The sequence below is a fragment of the Enterobacter cloacae complex sp. P18RS genome (assembly GCF_014982105.1).
In the GTDB taxonomy this organism is placed as follows: domain Bacteria; phylum Pseudomonadota; class Gammaproteobacteria; order Enterobacterales; family Enterobacteriaceae; genus Enterobacter; species Enterobacter hormaechei_C.
Genome location: NZ_JADCKV010000017.1, coordinates 1 through 18442 on the forward strand (window position 1 = coordinate 1; position 18442 = coordinate 18442).

Annotated in this window: 12 protein-coding genes; 1 reads left to right on the forward strand and 11 read right to left on the reverse strand. The window is 56.3% G+C overall.

Annotation, left to right across the window (positions count from 1 at the left end; translation table 11 throughout):
- Window positions 1-108: 108 nt before the first annotated feature.
- The gene (amiC, locus tag INF61_RS13510; RefSeq protein WP_017382840.1) at window positions 109-1362 is read right to left on the reverse strand and encodes an N-acetylmuramoyl-L-alanine amidase AmiC; all 1254 of its coding nucleotides are present in this window, start codon (window positions 1360-1362) and stop codon (window positions 109-111) included.
- Between the two features lie 227 nt (window positions 1363-1589).
- On the opposite strand from amiC, the gene argA reads away from it, so the two are divergent.
- Complete coding sequence (gene argA / locus INF61_RS13515) at window positions 1590-2921, forward strand: amino-acid N-acetyltransferase (protein WP_015571744.1); 1332 nt, start codon at window positions 1590-1592, stop codon at window positions 2919-2921.
- A 33-nt stretch (window positions 2922-2954) separates the two neighbouring features.
- Here argA and recD read toward each other — a convergent pair whose 3' ends face one another.
- The 10 genes from recD to lgt form a co-directional block, all read right to left on the reverse strand.
- Window positions 2955-4775, reverse strand: coding sequence for an exodeoxyribonuclease V subunit alpha (gene recD / locus INF61_RS13520; protein WP_193547840.1), 1821 nt, complete (start codon window positions 4773-4775; stop codon window positions 2955-2957).
- Window positions 4772-8314 carry an exodeoxyribonuclease V subunit beta gene (gene recB / locus INF61_RS13525; protein WP_193547841.1) on the reverse strand — a complete coding sequence of 1181 codons (3543 nt, stop codon included), beginning with the start codon at window positions 8312-8314 and terminating at the stop codon, window positions 4772-4774. Before recB ends, recD begins: the two co-directional genes overlap by 4 nt.
- Entirely contained in the window at window positions 8311-11193 is a 2883-nt protein-coding gene (ptrA, locus tag INF61_RS13530) for a pitrilysin (protein WP_193547842.1), read from the reverse strand. Before ptrA ends, recB begins: the two co-directional genes overlap by 4 nt.
- Before the next feature lie 139 nt (window positions 11194-11332).
- Window positions 11333-14707 (reverse strand): exodeoxyribonuclease V subunit gamma, encoded by a 3375-nt coding sequence (recC, locus tag INF61_RS13535; RefSeq protein ID WP_193547843.1) that lies wholly within the window; start codon window positions 14705-14707, stop codon window positions 11333-11335.
- Between the two features lie 12 nt (window positions 14708-14719).
- Window positions 14720-15043, reverse strand: coding sequence for a prepilin-type N-terminal cleavage/methylation domain-containing protein (locus tag INF61_RS13540; protein ID WP_023295356.1), 324 nt, complete (start codon window positions 15041-15043; stop codon window positions 14720-14722).
- Window positions 15028-15426 (reverse strand): DUF2509 family protein, encoded by a 399-nt coding sequence (locus INF61_RS13545; RefSeq protein WP_032671942.1) that lies wholly within the window; start codon window positions 15424-15426, stop codon window positions 15028-15030. The genes INF61_RS13540 and INF61_RS13545 overlap by 16 nt, the downstream gene beginning before the upstream one ends.
- Window positions 15423-15983: a prepilin peptidase-dependent protein gene (locus INF61_RS13550; protein WP_015571748.1), complete on the reverse strand. Its 561-nt coding sequence runs from the start codon at window positions 15981-15983 to the stop codon at window positions 15423-15425. The genes INF61_RS13545 and INF61_RS13550 overlap by 4 nt, the downstream gene beginning before the upstream one ends.
- A complete protein-coding gene (locus INF61_RS13555) occupies window positions 15974-16438 on the reverse strand; it encodes a prepilin peptidase-dependent protein (RefSeq protein WP_047726665.1) in 465 nt (154 codons plus the stop codon). The genes INF61_RS13550 and INF61_RS13555 overlap by 10 nt, the downstream gene beginning before the upstream one ends.
- Before the next feature lie 184 nt (window positions 16439-16622).
- The gene (thyA, locus tag INF61_RS13560) at window positions 16623-17417 is read right to left on the reverse strand and encodes a thymidylate synthase (protein ID WP_015571751.1); all 795 of its coding nucleotides are present in this window, start codon (window positions 17415-17417) and stop codon (window positions 16623-16625) included.
- Between the two features lie 6 nt (window positions 17418-17423).
- Complete coding sequence (lgt, locus tag INF61_RS13565; RefSeq protein ID WP_003862787.1) at window positions 17424-18299, reverse strand: prolipoprotein diacylglyceryl transferase; 876 nt, start codon at window positions 18297-18299, stop codon at window positions 17424-17426.
- Window positions 18300-18442 lie beyond the last annotated feature (143 nt).

Below are 18442 nucleotides of genomic sequence, written 5' to 3' on the forward strand. Positions count from 1 at the left end.
AATCCGGCCCCCGCAACCAACACTTCTTAAAACAATAAACACCCTGAAGGGTGTTTTTTTGTATCTGGCGTTTGTGAAAATGCCGGGCATGATACCCGGCTTAATGCCCTACCCCCGCCGCGCCAGCGTTTCCCCGTCTGAGAAGTAGGCCCGGATCCCCGCCAGAATCGACTCCGCCACTTCCTGCTGGAATTTAGCCGTCTTGAGCTTACGTTCCTCTTCCACGTTACTGATAAACGCGGTTTCGACCAGAATGGATGGAATATCTGGCGCTTTCAGGACCGCAAATCCGGCCTGCTCGACGCTGTTTTTGTGCAGCTTGTTGACCCGGCCCAGCTTGCCCAGCACCGCTTTACCAAACTTCAGGCTGTCGGTAATGGTCAGCGACTGCACCATATCAAACATCGTATGGTCGACGTAACGGTCGCCACTTTTGCTCACGCCACCGATTAAATCCGAGGCGTTCTGCGTGTCCGCCAGGTATCTCGCGGCGGTACTGGTCGCCCCTTTCGTTGACAGGGCAAACACTGAAGATCCACTCGGCTGGCGGCTGGTGAAGGCATCCGCGTGAATAGAGACAAACAGATCCGCGCGCTGCTTTTGCGCTTTTGCCACGCGGACCTTCAGCGGGATAAAGACATCTTCGTTGCGCGTCATGTAGGCGCGCATATTGCCCTCTTTGTCGATCAAGGCCTTCAGACGACGGGCAATTTGCAGCACCACATCTTTTTCGCGGGTGCGATATTTCCCGACGGCGCCGGAATCTTCTCCGCCGTGGCCAGGATCGAGCATGATCACAATCGGGCGATCGCGCCCCGCCTTACCCGGCTGTGGGCCACTTTGCGCTGGCGGAACCTGGCTGTCGAGATCGCCTTTGTTGTAATCCTCAAGTAATGCCAGGAGCGGATCCTGAATATCCGTCGCATTCGCCGGATAGAGATCCATCACCAGACGCTCCTTAAAGGCGGCTACAGGCGCAAGGGCAAAGAGCTGAGGTTTCACGTTCTGCTTCAGCTCAAACACCATACGCACGGTTTGCGGATCGAACTGCCCGACGCGCGCCGATTTGATAAACGGATCGTCGCCACGGATCTGAGCTGCCATGCCTTTAAGCACGGAGTTGAGGTTTACACCTTCGAGATCAACCACCACACGTTCAGGATTGCTGAGGGCAAATTGCTTGTATTTCAGCACGCGATTGGACTCGACCGTCACGCGCGTATAGGTCGACGACGGCCAGACGCGCACCGCGACTACCTGGCTTGTGGCGGCAAGACCCACCTGGCTGACGCTAAGCAACCACATCGCCCCGGCCCCTTTTAACAGGCGGCGGCGGCTTATTGCTGAATTGGATCCCGACATGCTTCTCCCGAGCAAGAAATCTGATTGATGAACAAAACGCCCAAATTGACCGAAAACTTTAACGAATGACGCATAAACTGTCATCTATAAAAGGGTAAACAATCATACGTTAACGCACGGATTACTTATTATTTTCTGTGGGTCGCAGAAAATTTAGGCTTGCACACGCGGCCACAATCGAATAAAAATACAGAAATTACGAATAAACATTCACTAAGGGTTGTGTCATGGTTAAGGAACGCAGAACCGAACTGGTCCAGGGATTCCGCCATTCTGTTCCCTATATCAACACCCATCGGGGAAAAACGTTTGTCATCATGCTTGGCGGCGAAGCCATTGAGCATGAAAACTTTTCCAGCATCGTCAATGATATCGGCCTGCTGCACAGCCTCGGCATCCGTCTGGTGGTGGTGTATGGCGCACGTCCGCAAATTGAAGCCAACCTGGCCGCCCATCACCATGAGCCGATCTACCACAAACACACGCGCGTGACGGATGCGAAAACCCTCGAGCTGGTCAAACAGGCGGCGGGTCTGTTGCAGCTCGATATCACCGCCCGCCTGTCGATGAGCCTGAATAATACGCCGTTGCAGGGCGCGCACATCAACGTGGTGAGCGGCAACTTTATCATCGCTCAGCCGCTCGGCGTGGACGATGGCGTGGATTACTGCCACAGCGGCCGCATCCGCCGTATTGATGAAGAAGCCATTCACCGCCAGTTAGACAATGGCGCGATCGTTCTGATGGGCCCTGTTGCCGTCTCCGTAACGGGTGAAAGTTTTAATCTGACCTCAGAAGAGATTGCCACCCAGCTGGCCATCAAGCTGAAAGCGGAAAAAATGATCGGCTTTTGCTCCTCACAGGGTGTCGTGAACGATGAGGGCGTGATTGTGCCAGAACTTTTTCCGAATGAAGCCCAGGCGCGCGTCGAAGCGCTGGAAGCAGAAGGCGATTACTATTCCGGTACCGTGCGTTTTCTGCGCGGCGCCGTTAAAGCGTGCCGTAGCGGGGTGCGCCGCAGCCACCTGATCAGCTATCAGGAAGACGGCGCGCTGTTGCAGGAGCTGTTCTCCCGTGACGGGATCGGTACGCAGATCGTCATGGAGAGCGCCGAGCAGATCCGCCGTGCCACCATCAACGATATCGGCGGCATTCTGGAGCTGATCCGTCCGCTGGAACAACAGGGAATTCTGGTTCGCCGATCCCGCGAGCAGCTGGAGATGGAGATCGACAAGTTCACCATCATTCAGCGGGATAACCTGACCATTGCCTGTGCGGCGCTTTATCCGTTCCCGGAAGAGCAGATTGGCGAAATGGCGTGCGTCGCCGTGCATCCTGATTACCGTAGCTCCTCACGGGGGGAACTGCTGCTTGAACGCGTGGCGGCACAGGCGCGCCAGATGGGTCTGAGCAAGCTGTTCGTGCTTACCACGCGCAGCATTCACTGGTTCCAGGAGCGCGGCTTCACGCCGGTGGATATTGATTCCCTGCCGGAAAGTAAGAAAGAGATGTACAACTACCAGCGCCGCTCGAAGGTGTTAATGGCGGACCTGGGATAACAGTCACCCTCTCCTGCTGGAGAGGGCGTTCACTCAGACAGATTCAAATATCGCGCTTAATCCGCTTCTGCGCTCGGTACGGGTGGCAATCGCCTGACTCAACACGCGCTCATCCGCATACAGCGACAGAAGCTGGCGCGCACGGGTAATGGCGGTGTAGACCAGCTCGCGGGTCACAACCGGCGACAGCTGGGTAGGCAGGATCAGCGCCGCATGGTTGAACTCGGAGCCCTGAGATTTGTGTACCGTCATCGCCCATGCCGTTTCATGCTCTGGCAGGCGGCTGGGCTGGACGGACTTCACGCTGCCGTCCGGCAGCTGGAACCAGACGCGCAGTCCGTTACCGCGATCGAGCGCAATGCCGATATCGCCGTTGAACAGCCCCAGCGCACTGTCGTTGCGGGAGATCATCACTGGCCGGCCTTCATACCATCGCGAATGCTGTTGACGGTTAATTTTGCGTTTCTGCACCAGCAGTTGCTCCAGCCTGTCGTTCAGGCCCGTGACGCCAAACGGCCCTTCCCGCAATGCGCACAGAAGCTGGTATTCGCCAAATGCGGCGATGACCTGCCCGGGCTGACTGCGCTGCTGCACGCAGCTCAGAAAATGCTGGTATCCCTGAAGAGCCTCCTCAAGCATAGCCTGATACTCTTCCCCGCTTTGCAGCGATTTCTTTTCAATGTCAGTGAAGGAACCGTCAAACACCGTGCGCGTGGCGTGCCTGTCGCCACGGTTGACCGCCGCAGCCAGCTGGCCGATGCCGGAGTCGCTACCGAAACGGTAGCTTTTTTGCAGCAGGCACAGGCTGTCACGCAGTGCGCCCGCGATCGGCGTGTGATCGGGTTCAAGCGAGCAACCGGTCAGACGGGCGAGCTCCTGCGCCCGCGCGGGGGTATAACCGTAACTGGCGTAGGTACAGATATCCCCCAGCACCGCCCCGGCTTCTACAGAGGCGAGCTGATCGCGATCGCCCAGGAAAACCACGCGCGCATGGGGTGGCAGCGCATCGATCAGGCGCGACATCATGGTCAGGTCGATCATGGAGGCTTCATCCACCACCAGCACGTCCAGATGCAGCGGATTGCCCGCATGGTAGCGCAGCCGCTGGCTACCCGGCTGCGCGCCGAGCAGACGGTGCAGAGTACTTGCTTCACCCGGGAAAAGCGCAAGCTGCTCCTGGGTGAGCGGCAGCCGTTGCATCGCACCGCCCAGTGATTCGGTCAGACGCGCCGCGGCCTTCCCGGTGGGCGCCGCCAGACGAATACGGCATCGCTGCTCGCCTGAAAGCTGTATCAGGGCTGCCAGCAGCTTTGCGACGGTCGTTGTTTTCCCGGTTCCCGGGCCGCCGGATATCACCGAGATCCGCCGCGTAAGGGCGACGGCTGCCGCCACTTTCTGCCAGTCTGTGGCCTCACCGGAGTCAAACAGCCTGTCCAGCGTCTGGCGAAGCTGTGCTTCGTCGCAGGGAAGCGGCGCATTGGTCTCACTAAAGAAACGCGCTACCGTCAGTTCGTTTCGCCACAGGCGGTTCAGGTATAAGCGCTCCCCCGTAAGGATCAGCGGTGCCTGGTTGTCTCCCGGCCCGACGGCTGACGATTCACGCAAGATTTTCTGCCAGTCCACCTTATCTCCCAGCAGCGCAAAGCAGGACTGGAGGACAGGCGGCATTTTCTCGTCAGCCACCAGACGCGAGAGCGGCAGACACACATGCCCCTCTCCGGCATCTTTACTCAACAGGGCAGCGGCAAGCATCACGGCGGGCTGGTCAGCGGCAATCATCATGGCAAACTGCACGTCCAGCTGACGCAGCACGCGTTGCTCTACCGCATCCAGCAATAAGTCCTGCATCGTCATGCCATCTCCTCCGTGTTTGCTGCAAACAGGTTATCCATTTTATTAATCAATTCCGCATCCGGACGAGTGCTGAAGATCCCGGAGCGCGGATCGGCAGCATCAACCCCGCGCAGGAACAGATAGATGACACCGCCAAAATGATCGTCGTAGCGATAATCCGCAATACGGTGGCGCAAATAGCGGTGCAGCGCCAGGGTATAGAGCTGATATTGCAGATCGTAGCGATGCATTTGCATGGCTGCCGCCATCGCCTGCTGGGTATAGGCTTCGCTGTTCTCGCCCAGCCAGTTCGATTTGTAATCCAGCAGGTAGTACCGTCCTTCGTGACGGAAGACCAGGTCGATAAACCCTTTCAGCATGCCCTGCACCTGACGGAAGTTCAGCGGCGGGCAACCGGCTGACAGCGGATCGTACTGACGGATGAGCGCATCGAGCGCGTCGGCCTTAAGCGGGCCTGCGACGGGCAGATAAAACTCCATCTCAACCTGCTTATTTTTGGCCGTTAACTGGCGAAGAGAGAAGCCCTGCGTCGTCAGCGGCGCCTGCAAAATGGCGTTGATCCAGTCAGTGAGAACGGGCTGCCAGTGCGCGTCATAGCCTCCGCTCTGCAACATCTTCAGCACCCACTCCTCACTGACAGGCTGGGTGAAATCAAGCTCTTCAAAGAGGCTGTGCAAAAAGGTGCCCGGCGACGCGCCGCGTGGGAACTGATGTGGAGTTAACGTCGGTTCAACCGGAACATCGCCCACCCCTGCGGCATCCACGTCCAGCTTCGGCATGAGATCCTGCGCAATACTTTGCCCGTGCTGTTGCAGGCCAGAATAGCTGGTGACGCGCCAGTCGTTGGCAAGCACCCGTGTAATCTGGCGCGCGTTAAGATCGGTCGCGGGCTCTTGCGCCATTTCCCAGCGGCTGTTGTCTGGCAGAGAAGGGATATGCAGGGCGATATCGTCTCCGCAAAGCGACTCAATACAGAGGCGCAACCCCGCCGCATCTTTCGGCTCACCACGCTGAACAAGCCGCCCTAAGGCGCTTAAATGGAAATCGCTCTCCCCTGTTTTCTCCCCGCGACGGCGGAAAACCGGCGCGACGCCCAGGCTGCAATGCCAGACAGAACGGGTCAGCGCCACGTAAAGCAGGCGCAAATCCTCCGCCAGACGCTCCGCTTCCGCCAGCTCAATGCTGGTTTCCGCCTTGCTGAGATCGAGCACCGCATCGAAAGTCTCGCGGTCATGATAATAGGCCTGATCCTGAACGCGGTAGTTGGCGATAAAGGGCAGCCAGACCAGCGGATACTCGAGACCTTTCGATTTGTGAATGGTGACGATTTGCACCAGATGCTTATCGCTCTCAAGACGCATCTGCTGGCTTGAGGCGTTACTGTTTGGATCCGCGATTTGCTGCGCCAGCCAGCGCACGAGGGCATGTTCACTTTCAAGCTGGGTGCCGGCTTCCTGCAACAGTTCGCTGATGTGTAAAATATCGGTAAGACGCCTTTCACCGCCCGATGACGCCAGCATATTTTCGGCAATCTGGCGCCGCGTCATCAATTCGCGCAGCATCGCCATGACGCCGCGTTTTTGCCAGCGTTCACGGTAATGGACAAACTCTTCCACCACCGCATCCCATGCGTTTTCGTCATGGTTGAGCTCATCTATATCGCGCGCGTTCAACCCCAGCATAGAGCAGGCCAGCGCGCTTCGAAGCGTATTTTCGCGCTCCGGGGCCAGCACCGCCTGAAGCAGCCAGAGCATTTCCTGGGCTTCCAGCGTGTCGAACACGCTGTCGCGGTTAGAGAGATACACTGACGGAATATCCAGCAGCGTTAGCGCATCGCGGATTAGCGCCGCTTCCTGACGACTGCGCACCAGCACGGTAATATCAGAGGCTTTAACAGGATTCGCCTGTTCCCCCTTCCACAGCAGCGCCTCGCCGCGCGCGCCTGCGCTCAGCCAGTCACGGATTTGCGCGGCGCAGTGCTGGGCCATCGCCGCCTGATAGTCGGCAACCCCATAGCCTTCCCCTTCCAGCAGCCAGAAGGTCATGGCGGGTTGTACCGCGCTACTGACTTCGAAGCGCAGGGATGCGTTTTTTGGGGCGGATTTCACCGGCAGGAAAGGGATTTCATTGAACATGAACGCCGTCTCCATACGGCTGAACAGCGCATTGACGCTCTCAACCATCCCCGGCGCGGAACGCCAGTTAGTTTCTAACGTGTAATGCGCGACAACCTCACTACGGGCTTTCATATAGGTGAAGATATCTGCCCCACGGAAGGCGTAAATCGCCTGTTTAGGGTCGCCTATCAACAACAGGGCAGTGTCGGGCTGCTGTCGCCAGATGCGGCGAAAAATGCGGTACTGCTGAGGGTCGGTGTCCTGAAATTCGTCAATCATCGCCACAGGAAAACGGGTACGGATCGCGCTGGCGAGCGCTTCACTATTCTCGCTGGACAGCGCCTCGTCCAGGCGGCTCAGCATGTCATCAAACCCCAGCTCGCCCCGGCGACGTTTTTCGCGCGCGACGGCCTGGCGGATCTCCGTCATAGCGCGGGTGATCATCAGGTCATTGAGCGTTAATGGCTCCGCAAGCAGCGCATCAATCGCCACAAACAGGGAATGCTCAGGCACAATGCCGTCGGCTTTGGTTCGCTCGGTCAAAAAGCGCTGCGAAAATTTTTCCAGCGCGTCCGGAAGCTGGTAGCCCCGCGTCTCCTCCTGGGCCCAGACGCTGATCTTTTCGATCCACTTCCCCTGGTTCCCACGGTTGAACTTGCGTCTGTCGATGCCTGAGTTTTCGATGATTGCATCAATTTCACCAACCGACTCATTCCACTTATGCTTAAGCGCCGCAATTTTGGCGACGATCTTTTCATGGCGCGAGGCCAGCGTTTCATCGGCAGGCGGCGGAGATTTAATGACCGGCGCTTCGCCTTGCAGGTAACGGTCGATGGCGCGAAGAAGCTCTTCCGGACCTTTCCACAGGGCGTGAACCGCTTCGGCAATGTCGCGCTGCAATGGATAACAGTGACGACGCCAGAAATCCGCACAGGCCTGATAGCGAAGCTCGGATTCATCTTCAATAAGCTGCTGCTCAAAGAGCATGCCGGATTCAAACGCATTCAGGCTTAACATGCGCTGACAAAAACCGTGAATGGTGAAGACGGACGCTTCATCCATTTGCCGCTCGGCCAGCAGCAGCCATTGCGCAGCCTGTTGCTTATCCGCAATCTCGTCCAGCAGGCTCGCGTAGAGGGGGTTATCCGTTGTCTGACGCAAACAGGCGATGCGCAGCTCATGAATGTTGCTGCGAATACGGCCACGCAGCTCGGCAGTGGCCGCTTCGGTGAAGGTTACCACCAGCAGCTCTTCCACGCTTAACGGGCGCGAAAAAGCGGCGTTGCCGCCGAGCCCCAACAGCAGACGCAGATAGAGCGCGGCGATGGTATAGGTTTTTCCCGTTCCCGCTGAGGCTTCAATCAGTCTCTCACCCTGTAGAGGTAAACTTAGGGGATCAAGCGGCTCAGCGGTATGGGTCATTCTTTCTTACTCCAGGGCATAGTTTGTTGCAGCGCGCTGACGCTCTTCCAGACGGTCCACTCTTTTGATTTTACGTAGTCCATTTTCCCGTTCTGGCTGCCAGAAACCTGAGACAGGATGGCCATACCCTGCGGTTTTACTACCGCCTGGTGGAAGAAATCGGCAACCTTTTGTGGCGTCAGCTGTTTTATTTCGGCCACTATTTTATCACGCGAATCAAATTTCATATTACCGCGATCAAAATCTTTGCTCAGCTGCGAGGCCTCTTCACCCAGCGTCTGCGGCGGCTGCATCACCTGGGCGATAACCGCCTGCTGGATCTGGGCAAACTCTTCCGGCTTCATGGCGCGCAGTTTTGCTTCCGCCTGCGGGAAGAACGCCTGATAACGCTGCCACAGGTAAGCGGGTTGCTTGTCGCTGCTTTGCAGAAGGAAGCCCAGCCCCCACTGACGGCCCACATTCATAGAGAAAGCGAATACCGCATAGCCCAGCTGCTCTTCGGTGCGCAGCTGGTTGTAAAACCACGGCTGAATAATTTGACCGAGAACCGCACTCTGGGCAGAGCTGGTAAATTCGTCATAACCGACAGGGACAAACACCGCGGCCAGCGCGGAATCCGTGCTGCTTCCCGCTTTTTCGAAGATCACGTTCTGCTTTTTCTCTACCAGCACATCCTGGTTACGGCACCACTCATCGCCTTTTGAACCCAGTTGCGCACGGACGTTTTGCGCCAGCGTTTTAGCCTGTTCTTCGCTCATATTCCCTACAACCAGGAACTCCGGACGGGTATTGGTTTTCAGCGCATCACGGTAAGCCAGCACCTCTTTTAAGGTGACTGAGGGCAATAACGCGCGGCGATCTTCGCGCTGGAAGTACGGAATTTGCGACAGCATCTGTGCTGGCATAATCGCCTGATCGTAGGCTTTACCCTTCTCGGCAGAATCCATCATCTGGGCATACCAGGACTTAGCCTGCTCGAGCTGTTCTTCCGTAGGCGTATAGCTGAAATAACCGTCCAGCAGCGCCTGGAACAGCTGCGGCAAACGCTGGGTATAGCCGTTGGCATTCACCATCAGACCGTTATTGGCATTGGTGGAGAAACTGATACCACCAACGGCAGCCTGGTTGCTGAGCTGATCGAGAGCAATACCGGCCAGATAATCGTTAAGCGCAAACAGCACCTGGTTTCTGGCGCTGTCCATTGCTTTGGGGTTACGCAGCACCACGCTAACATCCGCTTTTGGCTCGTCGGCGAAATAGCGGCTTGGGGTGTAGACCACGCGCAGCGTCGGCTCATCAACAATCAGCTCCGGGTGCGGATACGCCTTTGCGGGTTTGATCAGCGAGAAATCGTCCGGGATGTAGGGGTTAAGTTCCGGTAACGCCAGCGCAATTTCCCCCGCCTTTTTCTGCCAGCCCGCGAAGGTCTGTTCGCTGATTTTTTCAACCTGATACGGGGCATCAACGAAGTAGGCCATTTCGTTATGCGGTTCGTTCGGGCTGATATACCAGACGCGGGCATTCTGCGGAGTCATCATCGCCAGACGCGCTTTGAGCGCTCCGGCGTCATACTGGTCGGCAATATTTACCGCATCCAGCGTATGTTCCACCGGCACGCGGATCATGGTATCTGCCAGCCACTCAACGTAGTCCATATCACGCGTGATAGAGGGATAGCGGAAATCGAGATCCAGCACGTGCGCCAGCTCGTCAAAGTAGCGTTTATCGACGCCTTTATCGCGCAGCAGAGAGAGGTAACTGAAAATGGCCGCAACGACGTCGTCCCGGTGAGCCAGCCCTTTATCGGTCAGCGTCGCGGAGATGGCCAGCACGCCGCTATTCCCATTTACAACGGGATCGGAGTCAGCGCGAATACCTTCCACCAGCCCCTGCTTTTGCAGCCAGTCAGAGAGCGTACCCGGGCTGCGGTTGCCGATAAGATACGTCACCAGCTCGTCGGTTTTGCTGCGGAACTGCGCCGTGTTGTTATCAATACGGAATTCAACGCGTAACACCTTGCGCGGCAAGGCCGGCACATAGTGAATAACAATGCCTTTTTGCGCGTCCGTGACAACCGGCACGTTAATCTGCGGCAGATCGATATTTTTATTTGGCACCCTGCCGTAGGTCTGCGCGGCCATGTTTGCCAGCGTCGGCAACGGTTTATTGCTGTAGATAACCGCTTTCATCAGATTGGCGGAATAGTATTTTTCACGAAACGCATGCAGCGCATCGAGCACCGGGCTACCGGGCTTGTCGCTCAGCGTTTCAAGGTTGCCGCCTGAGAAGCGCGAACCCGGGTGCGCCGGATTGATGGTTTCAGCGCTAACCTGCGCCATGCGCATACCGTCTCGCGTGCGCGCCATCGTCAGTTCGGCGTTCACGGCATTACGTTCACGGTCAGCGTATTTTTTATCCAGCAGCGGTGCGGCGATGGCATCCGCCAGACGGTCCACCGCCCCATCAAGCGCATCATTTTCCACTTCCAGGTAAAACGCGGTGCGATACGGCGCGGTACTGGCGTTGTGGCTGCCGCCATGCATTTTCAGAAATTCGGACAGGCTGTCAGGCTGTGGGTATTTTTTAGAGCCCATCAGCGTCATGTGCTCAAGGTAGTGCGCCAGTCCAGGATGGGCGTCAGGATCTTCCAGCGAACCCACCGGCACAACCAGCGCGGAGAGCGATTTCACCGCCTGAGGATCGGAAACCAGCAGCACGGTCATCCCGTTATCAAGACGAATCGCCTGATACTCACGGGTGTCCTTATCGCTCTTACGGATTGTTTCCTTGACAGGTTGCCAACCGGAATCGGCCTGAGTGACGGGAGCCCAAAGGGCGATAAACAAAACAAACGCTTTGAACAAGGTGCTGCCTGGCATTACGACCTCTTTATCACGGCTACATCATTAACAACGTGCGTGCTGGACACGCCAGCATCTCTTTCTTTGGGTACATCAGTCCGTGATAAGAGGTGCATCATAAATGAACACCTCACACTGCGCAATTTTTATACAGCACTCAGGACTGATTAAATTTGAACATCGGTAACAGGTAGCGTTGCGCCTCTTGGGTGATAATGTCGAAATATTCTGGCTCCAGCGTTCGCCATAAACGTTGATACCAGACATCGTCACCTTCGCCACGTACCATCATGTTCCCTTCGTAGGCCTGCAAAAACTTGCTGCGCGCTTTCTGGAGCGAAGCCTCATCCGTTAACATGGCATCATTCTGCGCGTCGTAACAGGCTTTTATCCACGCCCCCCCACTTTCAGGCAGCAAAAGCAGAGGTTTGTTCATGCCCTGACGGTAACCTTCAATATAAAGCGACAGATACGTCAACGCCTGCTCAGGCTCCATCGGCGGGAAACGCCATTCGCCGTCCTTACGTACAAACAACCGGCTTTCACCTTCGTGACCACTCGCACTGTAGACAAGATGTTCGAGCCAGAGTTGCAGGCCATGTGAAACGCTGAGCATGGATGGCCGCCAGCGCAGCAGCCCGTCAGACTGCACGTGCGTGAGCCAGCCGCTGAGGTGCATACCGTTACAATCGAGATCGATTTCAATGCTGCTCGCCGGCTGCCGACACGCGATAACGCGGTCAGCAAGCGCTCGCATCTCCTCGCACTGGGCATCCCAGACGATTTCGCCGAATGCACCATACGGAAGTAATCCCGACGCCCTGTAACGTCGGAACAGTTTACTGGCGTCTTCTTCGTCAACCAGCGCATTCAGAAGCTGGGAATTAAGCTTAAAACGCTCCAGCCCATCAAGAATAAACGGTTCCGCATCGGGGATTTCGCTCTCTTCAGAGCGGAAATTCACCTGCAAGCGTTGCTGGAAAAAAGCCCGGACCGGGTGCGCCCAAAAACGCTGTAGCTGCTCAAACGAGAGGGTATCTATGACGCGCGGTTCGAGCGTCTGAATAAAATCGGTTTGCGGCGTCCCCGCTTTCTTCGCTGCGGGAAGCCACTCGCGGGCGTAGCTTTGCAGTTCATCAGGAACGTAATTGACAGGATCAAACGGCATACGGCTATGGTGACAGGTGATATGCGCTTTCACCCGACGTTCGCTTTCGTCGCAGTTGCAGGCTTCATCGCCCGGCAGATAGTGGCTCTGTCCAATGTAGTCCACCAGCTCCTGCACCAGCACAGACGGGAAACGCTCGCTGTTATCCTGAATTGAACGTCCGATATAGCTGATATACAGCCTGCTTTGCGCAGACATCAGCGCCTCAAGAAAGAGATAACGGTCATCATCGCGGCGGCTGCGGTCGCCCCGCTTCGGTTGTGCGCTCATGAGATCAAAACCCAGAGGTGGAAGCGCACGCGGATAAATACCGTCGTTCATGCCAAGCAGACAGACCACTTTGAACGGGATTGAACGCATTGGCATCAGGGTACAAATATTCACCGGCCCCGCAAGGAAGCGCTGGCTGATGCGCTCCTGATCGAGACGTTGCGTCAGCTCATCACGAAGAAGCGAAAGAGGAACCGCCTCGTGATAGTGCGAATTAACCCCCTCATCAACGATGGCCTGCCACTGCTTCTCGATAAGCGCCATGGCGGCTTCAGTTTCGCTGTCCGGCAGAAAGAAATCATTCAGCATTTCGCGGCAAATCGGCAGCCACTCTTCGAGCGGGCGGGGCTGCATCAACGCACGGCGCCAGCGGTTGAGCTGCATAAGCAGCGAGGCTAAGTGACCAACCAGTTCCGCGATCAACCCACTGGATTCATCGTACGGCAGCACGTCATTCCATTCGCCGTGGATGCTCTCCATAGCATACCCCAGCAGCATGCGCGTCAGGCCAAACTGCCAGGTATGCTGGCCGGTCGCAGGCAGTTCGAACTCCTGGACGTTATCATCGTCGATACCCCAGCGGACACCAGATTCGTTGACCCACTGGCGCAGATAGCGCAACCCCTCTTCGTTAATGTTGAAACGTGCGGCCAGAACAGGCACATCCAGCAGTGCCAGCACATCCTCAGAGATAAACCGGCTATCAGGCAGCGAAAGCAGGCTGATAAAGGCCTGTAGCGCCGGGTGTGACTGACGAGCGCGACGGTCAGAGATTGCGTAGGGCAGATAGCGGTCGCCCGTTGCGCTGCCAAATACCGCCTGAATAAACGGGCTGTAGCTGTCGATATCCGCCACCATCACCACGATATCGCGCGGTGTCAGGGTTGGATCGTCCTGTAACATGGCCAGCAGGCGGTCATGAAGAATTTCAACTTCACGCTGTGGGCTGTGGCAAACGTGGATCGCGATACTGCGATCGTCAGGATCCAGTTTTCGCTTCTTGTCGCTTCGCGCAAACTCTTCGGCAGTGATCCCGGCAACGGCACGGTTTTCCAAATCCAGAATATCAAGCTGAATATTGTGCAGCAGGCTGTCCGGCGTAATATCCGCAAACGCATCCACATCCCCTTCTCCCGAAGAGGTGATTTCAGAAAGCAGATAAATATAGTCGCGTCCGAGCTTGCCCCACGAGGCAAGCAGCGGGTTCGGCAGGTTCTGAATCCCCTCTTCATCAAAAAGCTGCGCCGCATTTTCACTGTCTTTAAACAGCGGCACGGCGCGTTCCTCAAAGAGGCGTTTTCTCTGACGGGTGACCAGCCGTGATAGCCAGCGCGGATCCTGAATATCCCCCCAATAGTGCCGACACGGGTTGGTAAAGAGGATATGGATATCAGTGTGCTTACCGAGCGCTTTTAGCGCGTTCAGGTAGACAGGCGGCAGCGCGGAGATACCGCAAATGAACACGCGTGACGGCAAACGGGCTGGCCGTTCTGCGCTGTTCTCAAGTATTGAGATAAAGCGATCGTACAGGTTAGCACGGTGCCACTTAGGCTGACCGAGTTTCCCGGTATGCTCGACCAGCGCTTTCCAGAGCGGCGCCTGCCAGATTTGCGCTTCCGGTAACCCATCGACTAATTCTCCCGCTTCCCAGCGAATCAGCCATTCTGCACGGTAAACCAGATACTGGTCATAAAGGTCGGCAGTACGTGAGGCAAGCTGGAAAAGTTTACGCTTGTCAGTGTCGTCATTCAGGTAGTGCCGCAGCATGGCAAACTCATCATGCGCCAGCATGTCCGGCAGCAGCGTCATCAGTTTCCAGGCCATACTTTGTTTGTTGAAGGCGCTCTGCTCAGGAATATCCGGCAGGACGCGAACAAACATCTCCCAGATAAAGCTCGCGGGCAGCGGAAAATCGATGTTCGCCGCAATGCCAAATTTCTGCGAAAGGGACATTTGCAGCCACTGCGCCATACCGGTGCTCTGCACCAGCACCATTTCTGGCTCAAACGGATCGTCAAGACGCTCTTGCTCAACGATATACTCCATCAGTGCTTCCAGCACATCCAGACGATTTGAGTGGTAAACCCTTAGCATAAACGCTCCCGACTAGCGGCTAACCGGGCAATGCAGACGCGTCAACGCGCCCTGCCGCCCCATAGGAGAAATAAGTGTGACCGTGATGCTGACACATCCGGACTGTGTTGTCTGCCCCCGACTGACCTGCCAGCCCGGCGGGAGCGTTAATGTTGAGATCTGCGACTGATTCCACGCATGATGCCATAGCTGACGATACTGGCTAAGCGCCGCATACCGGGCTGCCAGCGCGCGATGATAGCCGGATAACGCCATCACAACCACAACCAGCAACATCATTGCCAGCAAAACCTCAACCATGCTAAATCCTTTTTGTCTGCTCAGGGTAACTGACATAGCGTACTTTCCTTAAGGGGGCAGAAATCACTCCAGCCGTGGACGGAAAAGCGTATCTGCCCCTCCGAGATGTCCCCGCCTCGCCATAGCAATAGATTGTCATTGCCGGCAATAAGCAACACACGCGCCCCAAACAGCCTTATACAGACCCGCAAACGTTGTGTCTGTTTGCACTGAACCTCTGGCTGTAAAGCCCATTCCTGAACGCGCCCCCACTCCAGTGCAGATTGCACGGCAGCCTGCTGGCGAACAGACAAACTCTCGCCACTTACCAGCGTGCTAAAGGTTTGCAGCTGCTGATTTAATCCGGTGAGGATCAGCGTGCCGAGCACCAGTAATAGCAGGACCAGTGCCAGCGATGACATGCCCCGCTGACGATTCACAGATTAAACCCCGTTACGGTATGGCGAGCCGAAAAGGGTGCGGCCAGTTCACCTTTGCGGCGGGCACGCAGCTCGATACTGATGACCGGCGCAAAGCCATCATGATCGGTTTTAGTGACCATAAATTGCTCTATCAGGACCCGATCCGGGTCGGTGAGCTTATCCCATCCCTTACCGTCACAGGATGTGGCGCCCCGCAGCGTTTCAAGCGATCCGGACTCAAGCCGGAATCCCGTACTGTCGTTTTCTGACGCGGTGCTATCCCACTGGCCGTTGCTGTTCGCATCCCATAGCACAATCGCACATCGTCCTTGCCTGCCGATGATCATCCCCTGCCCCTGGCAATGCCCTGCACAATATCCTGCCCTCTGAAACTGTTTACCGATCGCGAACAGACGTTGCCAGACCTCATCCTCCAGCTCCTGCTGTCCGGATTGCAGTAAAACACCCCGCTGTAGCCCCGGTAAAAAACGTGACGTGCTGAGTAACAGAATGCTGCTTATCGTCATCGCAATAAGCACTTCCAGCAGGGAAAACCCTTTTCGATTTACTGGCATGCACCTTCTCCTGCGGCATTACACAGCCTGATACGTCCGCCATTTGAGACAATAACCCACCACCCACCAGCGCGGCTCTGCACGCGGATATGTCCGGCCCATGCGGTATCCCTTAAACCGTAAAATCCCAGCGCAGGGGTTATGTCGCTTATCGTGACCTCGGGCCACATCGGCTTCATCACGAACGGTCCGCCGCTGTCACAACCGGTCACCGCTGAACTGGCCAGACACTCCTTTTCACCGTCGTTATGCAGCGCGATCCTGTGCTCGCTGTTGTGACGGTTGGCGTCATTGCGCAAAAACACCAGGTAATCCCGCACCTGGCAGGCGGTTTGCCAAAGCCGCTGCCGCTGCTGCCAGCTGTCCCAGCCATATAGCCCTGTGGCGCTGAGGATCACTGTCAGCGAAACGGCGATAAGGGTTTCGATAAGCGTAAAGCCTTGTTCGTTTTTCATGGCGGGAGTGTGGCGGAATAGCAAAAACGGTGCGAGCGTCAAACCAGAACTTTACGAGCCGCTTTCCGGAGATTTTCACCCGTTGCAACGCGTTGCATCATCTCTGGAAACAGGCTCGAAAAACAAAACGGGCGTGAAAAAAAACCGGCGCTAAAGAGCACCGGTTGTGTCAGGATTTGCCGTATCAGATGGCGACAGGAGCTTTAATGCCGGGATGCGGGTCGTAACCCTCAATCTCGAAATCATCAAAACGGTAATCGAAGATCGATTCCGGTTTACGTTTGATCACCAGCTTCGGCAATGCACGCGGTTCGCGCGTCAGCTGGAGATGCGTCTGTTCCATATGATTGCTGTAGAGGTGGGTATCACCGCCCGTCCAGACAAAATCGCCCACTTCAAGATCGCACTGCTGCGCCATCATGTGCACCAACAGCGCGTAGCTGGCGATGTTAAACGGCAAGCCGAGGAACACGTCGCAGGAGCGTTGATAGAGCTGGCAGGAGAGCTTGCCGTCCGCCACATAGAACTGGAAAAACGCGTGGCAAGGCGCCAGCGCCATTTTATCCAGTTCCCCCACGTTCCAGGCAGAGACAATGATACGGCGCGAGTCCGGGTCATTTTTCAGCTGGTTCATGACGGTCGTGATCTGGTCAATATGGCGGCCGTCCGGGGTAGGCCACGCGCGCCATTGCTTGCCGTAGACCGGCCCCAGGTCGCCGTTCTCATCTGCCCACTCGTCCCAGATGGAGACATTGTTTTCATGCAGATAAGCAACGTTGGTATCGCCTTGCAGGAACCAGAGCAGTTCATGAATGATCGAGCGCAGATGGCAGCGCTTCGTTGTCACCAGAGGAAAGCCTTCTTGCAGATTGAAGCGCATCTGGTGGCCAAAAATGGAGAGCGTACCGGTGCCGGTACGGTCGTTTTTCGGCGTGCCCTCGTCGAGCACTTTTTTCATCAATTCAAGATACTGTTTCATGATTCCTCAGGAAAGTTGTTGCTGTGGACGACGACGATACGCCCAAATCATCATAATGGCACCCGCGACAATCATCGGGATGGAGAGGATCTGCCCCATGCTGATGTACTGTACCCATTCCCCGGTAAACTGCGCATCCGGCTGGCGGAAGAACTCGACGATGATACGAAACGCGCCGTAGCCAATCAGGAACAGACCAGAGACAGCCCCCATTGGGCGCGGTTTGCGGATATACAGATTCAGGATGATGAACAGCACCACGCCTTCCAGCGCCAGCTCATAGAGCTGTGACATATGGCGCGGCAGAACGCCGTAGGTATCGAAAATGGACTGCCACTCAGGATGCGAAGGCAGCAGCGCGATGTCCTCCGCGCGGGAACCCGGGAACAGCATGGTAAACGGCACGCTCGGATCGACACGCCCCCACAGTTCACCGTTGATGAAGTTGCCCAAACGCCCTGCGCCCAGCCCAAACGGGATTAACGGCGCAATAAAATCAGCCACCTGGAAGAAGTTGCGTTTGGTGCGTCTGGCGAAGATCACCATGACCAGGATCACACCAATCAGCCCGCCGTGGAAAGACATGCCACCGTCCCAGACGCGGAACAGATAGAGCGGGTCGTTCAGGAATACCGGGAAATTATAGAACAGGACATAACCGATGCGACCGCCCAGGAACACGCCGAGGAAGCCGGCATAAAGCAGGTTTTCCACTTCGTTCTTCGTCCAGCCGCTGCCTGGACGACTGGCGCGACGGCCAGCAAGCCACATGGCAAAGACGAAGCCCACCAGGTACATCAGACCGTACCAGTGCAGCGCTACAGGTCCTATTGAGAAAATAACCGGATCGAATTCCGGAAAATGCAGATAACCACTGTTCATCTGTCACCACAAGATGTTGTTATTCCGCTGAAAGTGGACAGCGGGTGAATTGCATTCCCGCCGTTGGCAGGTGCTCCAAAGTTGCGAATCATAGCATAAGGCAGGCGTGGAGGATGCGCCTGAGATGTAAAAGATGTGTATAG

Bases quoted from the DNA above. Each gene is read 5' to 3' on its own strand.
- amiC (WP_017382840.1), bottom strand. From the start codon at position 1,362: ATGTCGGGATCCAATTCAGCAATAAGCCGCCGCCGCCTGTTAAAAGGG.
- argA (WP_015571744.1), top strand. From the start codon at position 1,590: ATGGTTAAGGAACGCAGAACCGAACTGGTCCAGGGATTCCGCCATTCT.
- recD (WP_193547840.1), bottom strand. From the start codon at position 4,775: ATGACGATGCAGGACTTATTGCTGGATGCGGTAGAGCAACGCGTGCTG.
- recB (WP_193547841.1), bottom strand. From the start codon at position 8,314: ATGACCCATACCGCTGAGCCGCTTGATCCCCTAAGTTTACCTCTACAG.
- ptrA (WP_193547842.1), bottom strand. From the start codon at position 11,193: ATGCCAGGCAGCACCTTGTTCAAAGCGTTTGTTTTGTTTATCGCCCTT.
- recC (WP_193547843.1), bottom strand. From the start codon at position 14,707: ATGCTAAGGGTTTACCACTCAAATCGTCTGGATGTGCTGGAAGCACTG.
- INF61_RS13540 (WP_023295356.1), bottom strand. From the start codon at position 15,043: ATGTCAGTTACCCTGAGCAGACAAAAAGGATTTAGCATGGTTGAGGTT.
- INF61_RS13550 (WP_015571748.1), bottom strand. From the start codon at position 15,983: ATGCCAGTAAATCGAAAAGGGTTTTCCCTGCTGGAAGTGCTTATTGCG.
- INF61_RS13555 (WP_047726665.1), bottom strand. From the start codon at position 16,438: ATGAAAAACGAACAAGGCTTTACGCTTATCGAAACCCTTATCGCCGTT.
- thyA (WP_015571751.1), bottom strand. From the start codon at position 17,417: ATGAAACAGTATCTTGAATTGATGAAAAAAGTGCTCGACGAGGGCACG.
- lgt (WP_003862787.1), bottom strand. From the start codon at position 18,299: ATGAACAGTGGTTATCTGCATTTTCCGGAATTCGATCCGGTTATTTTC.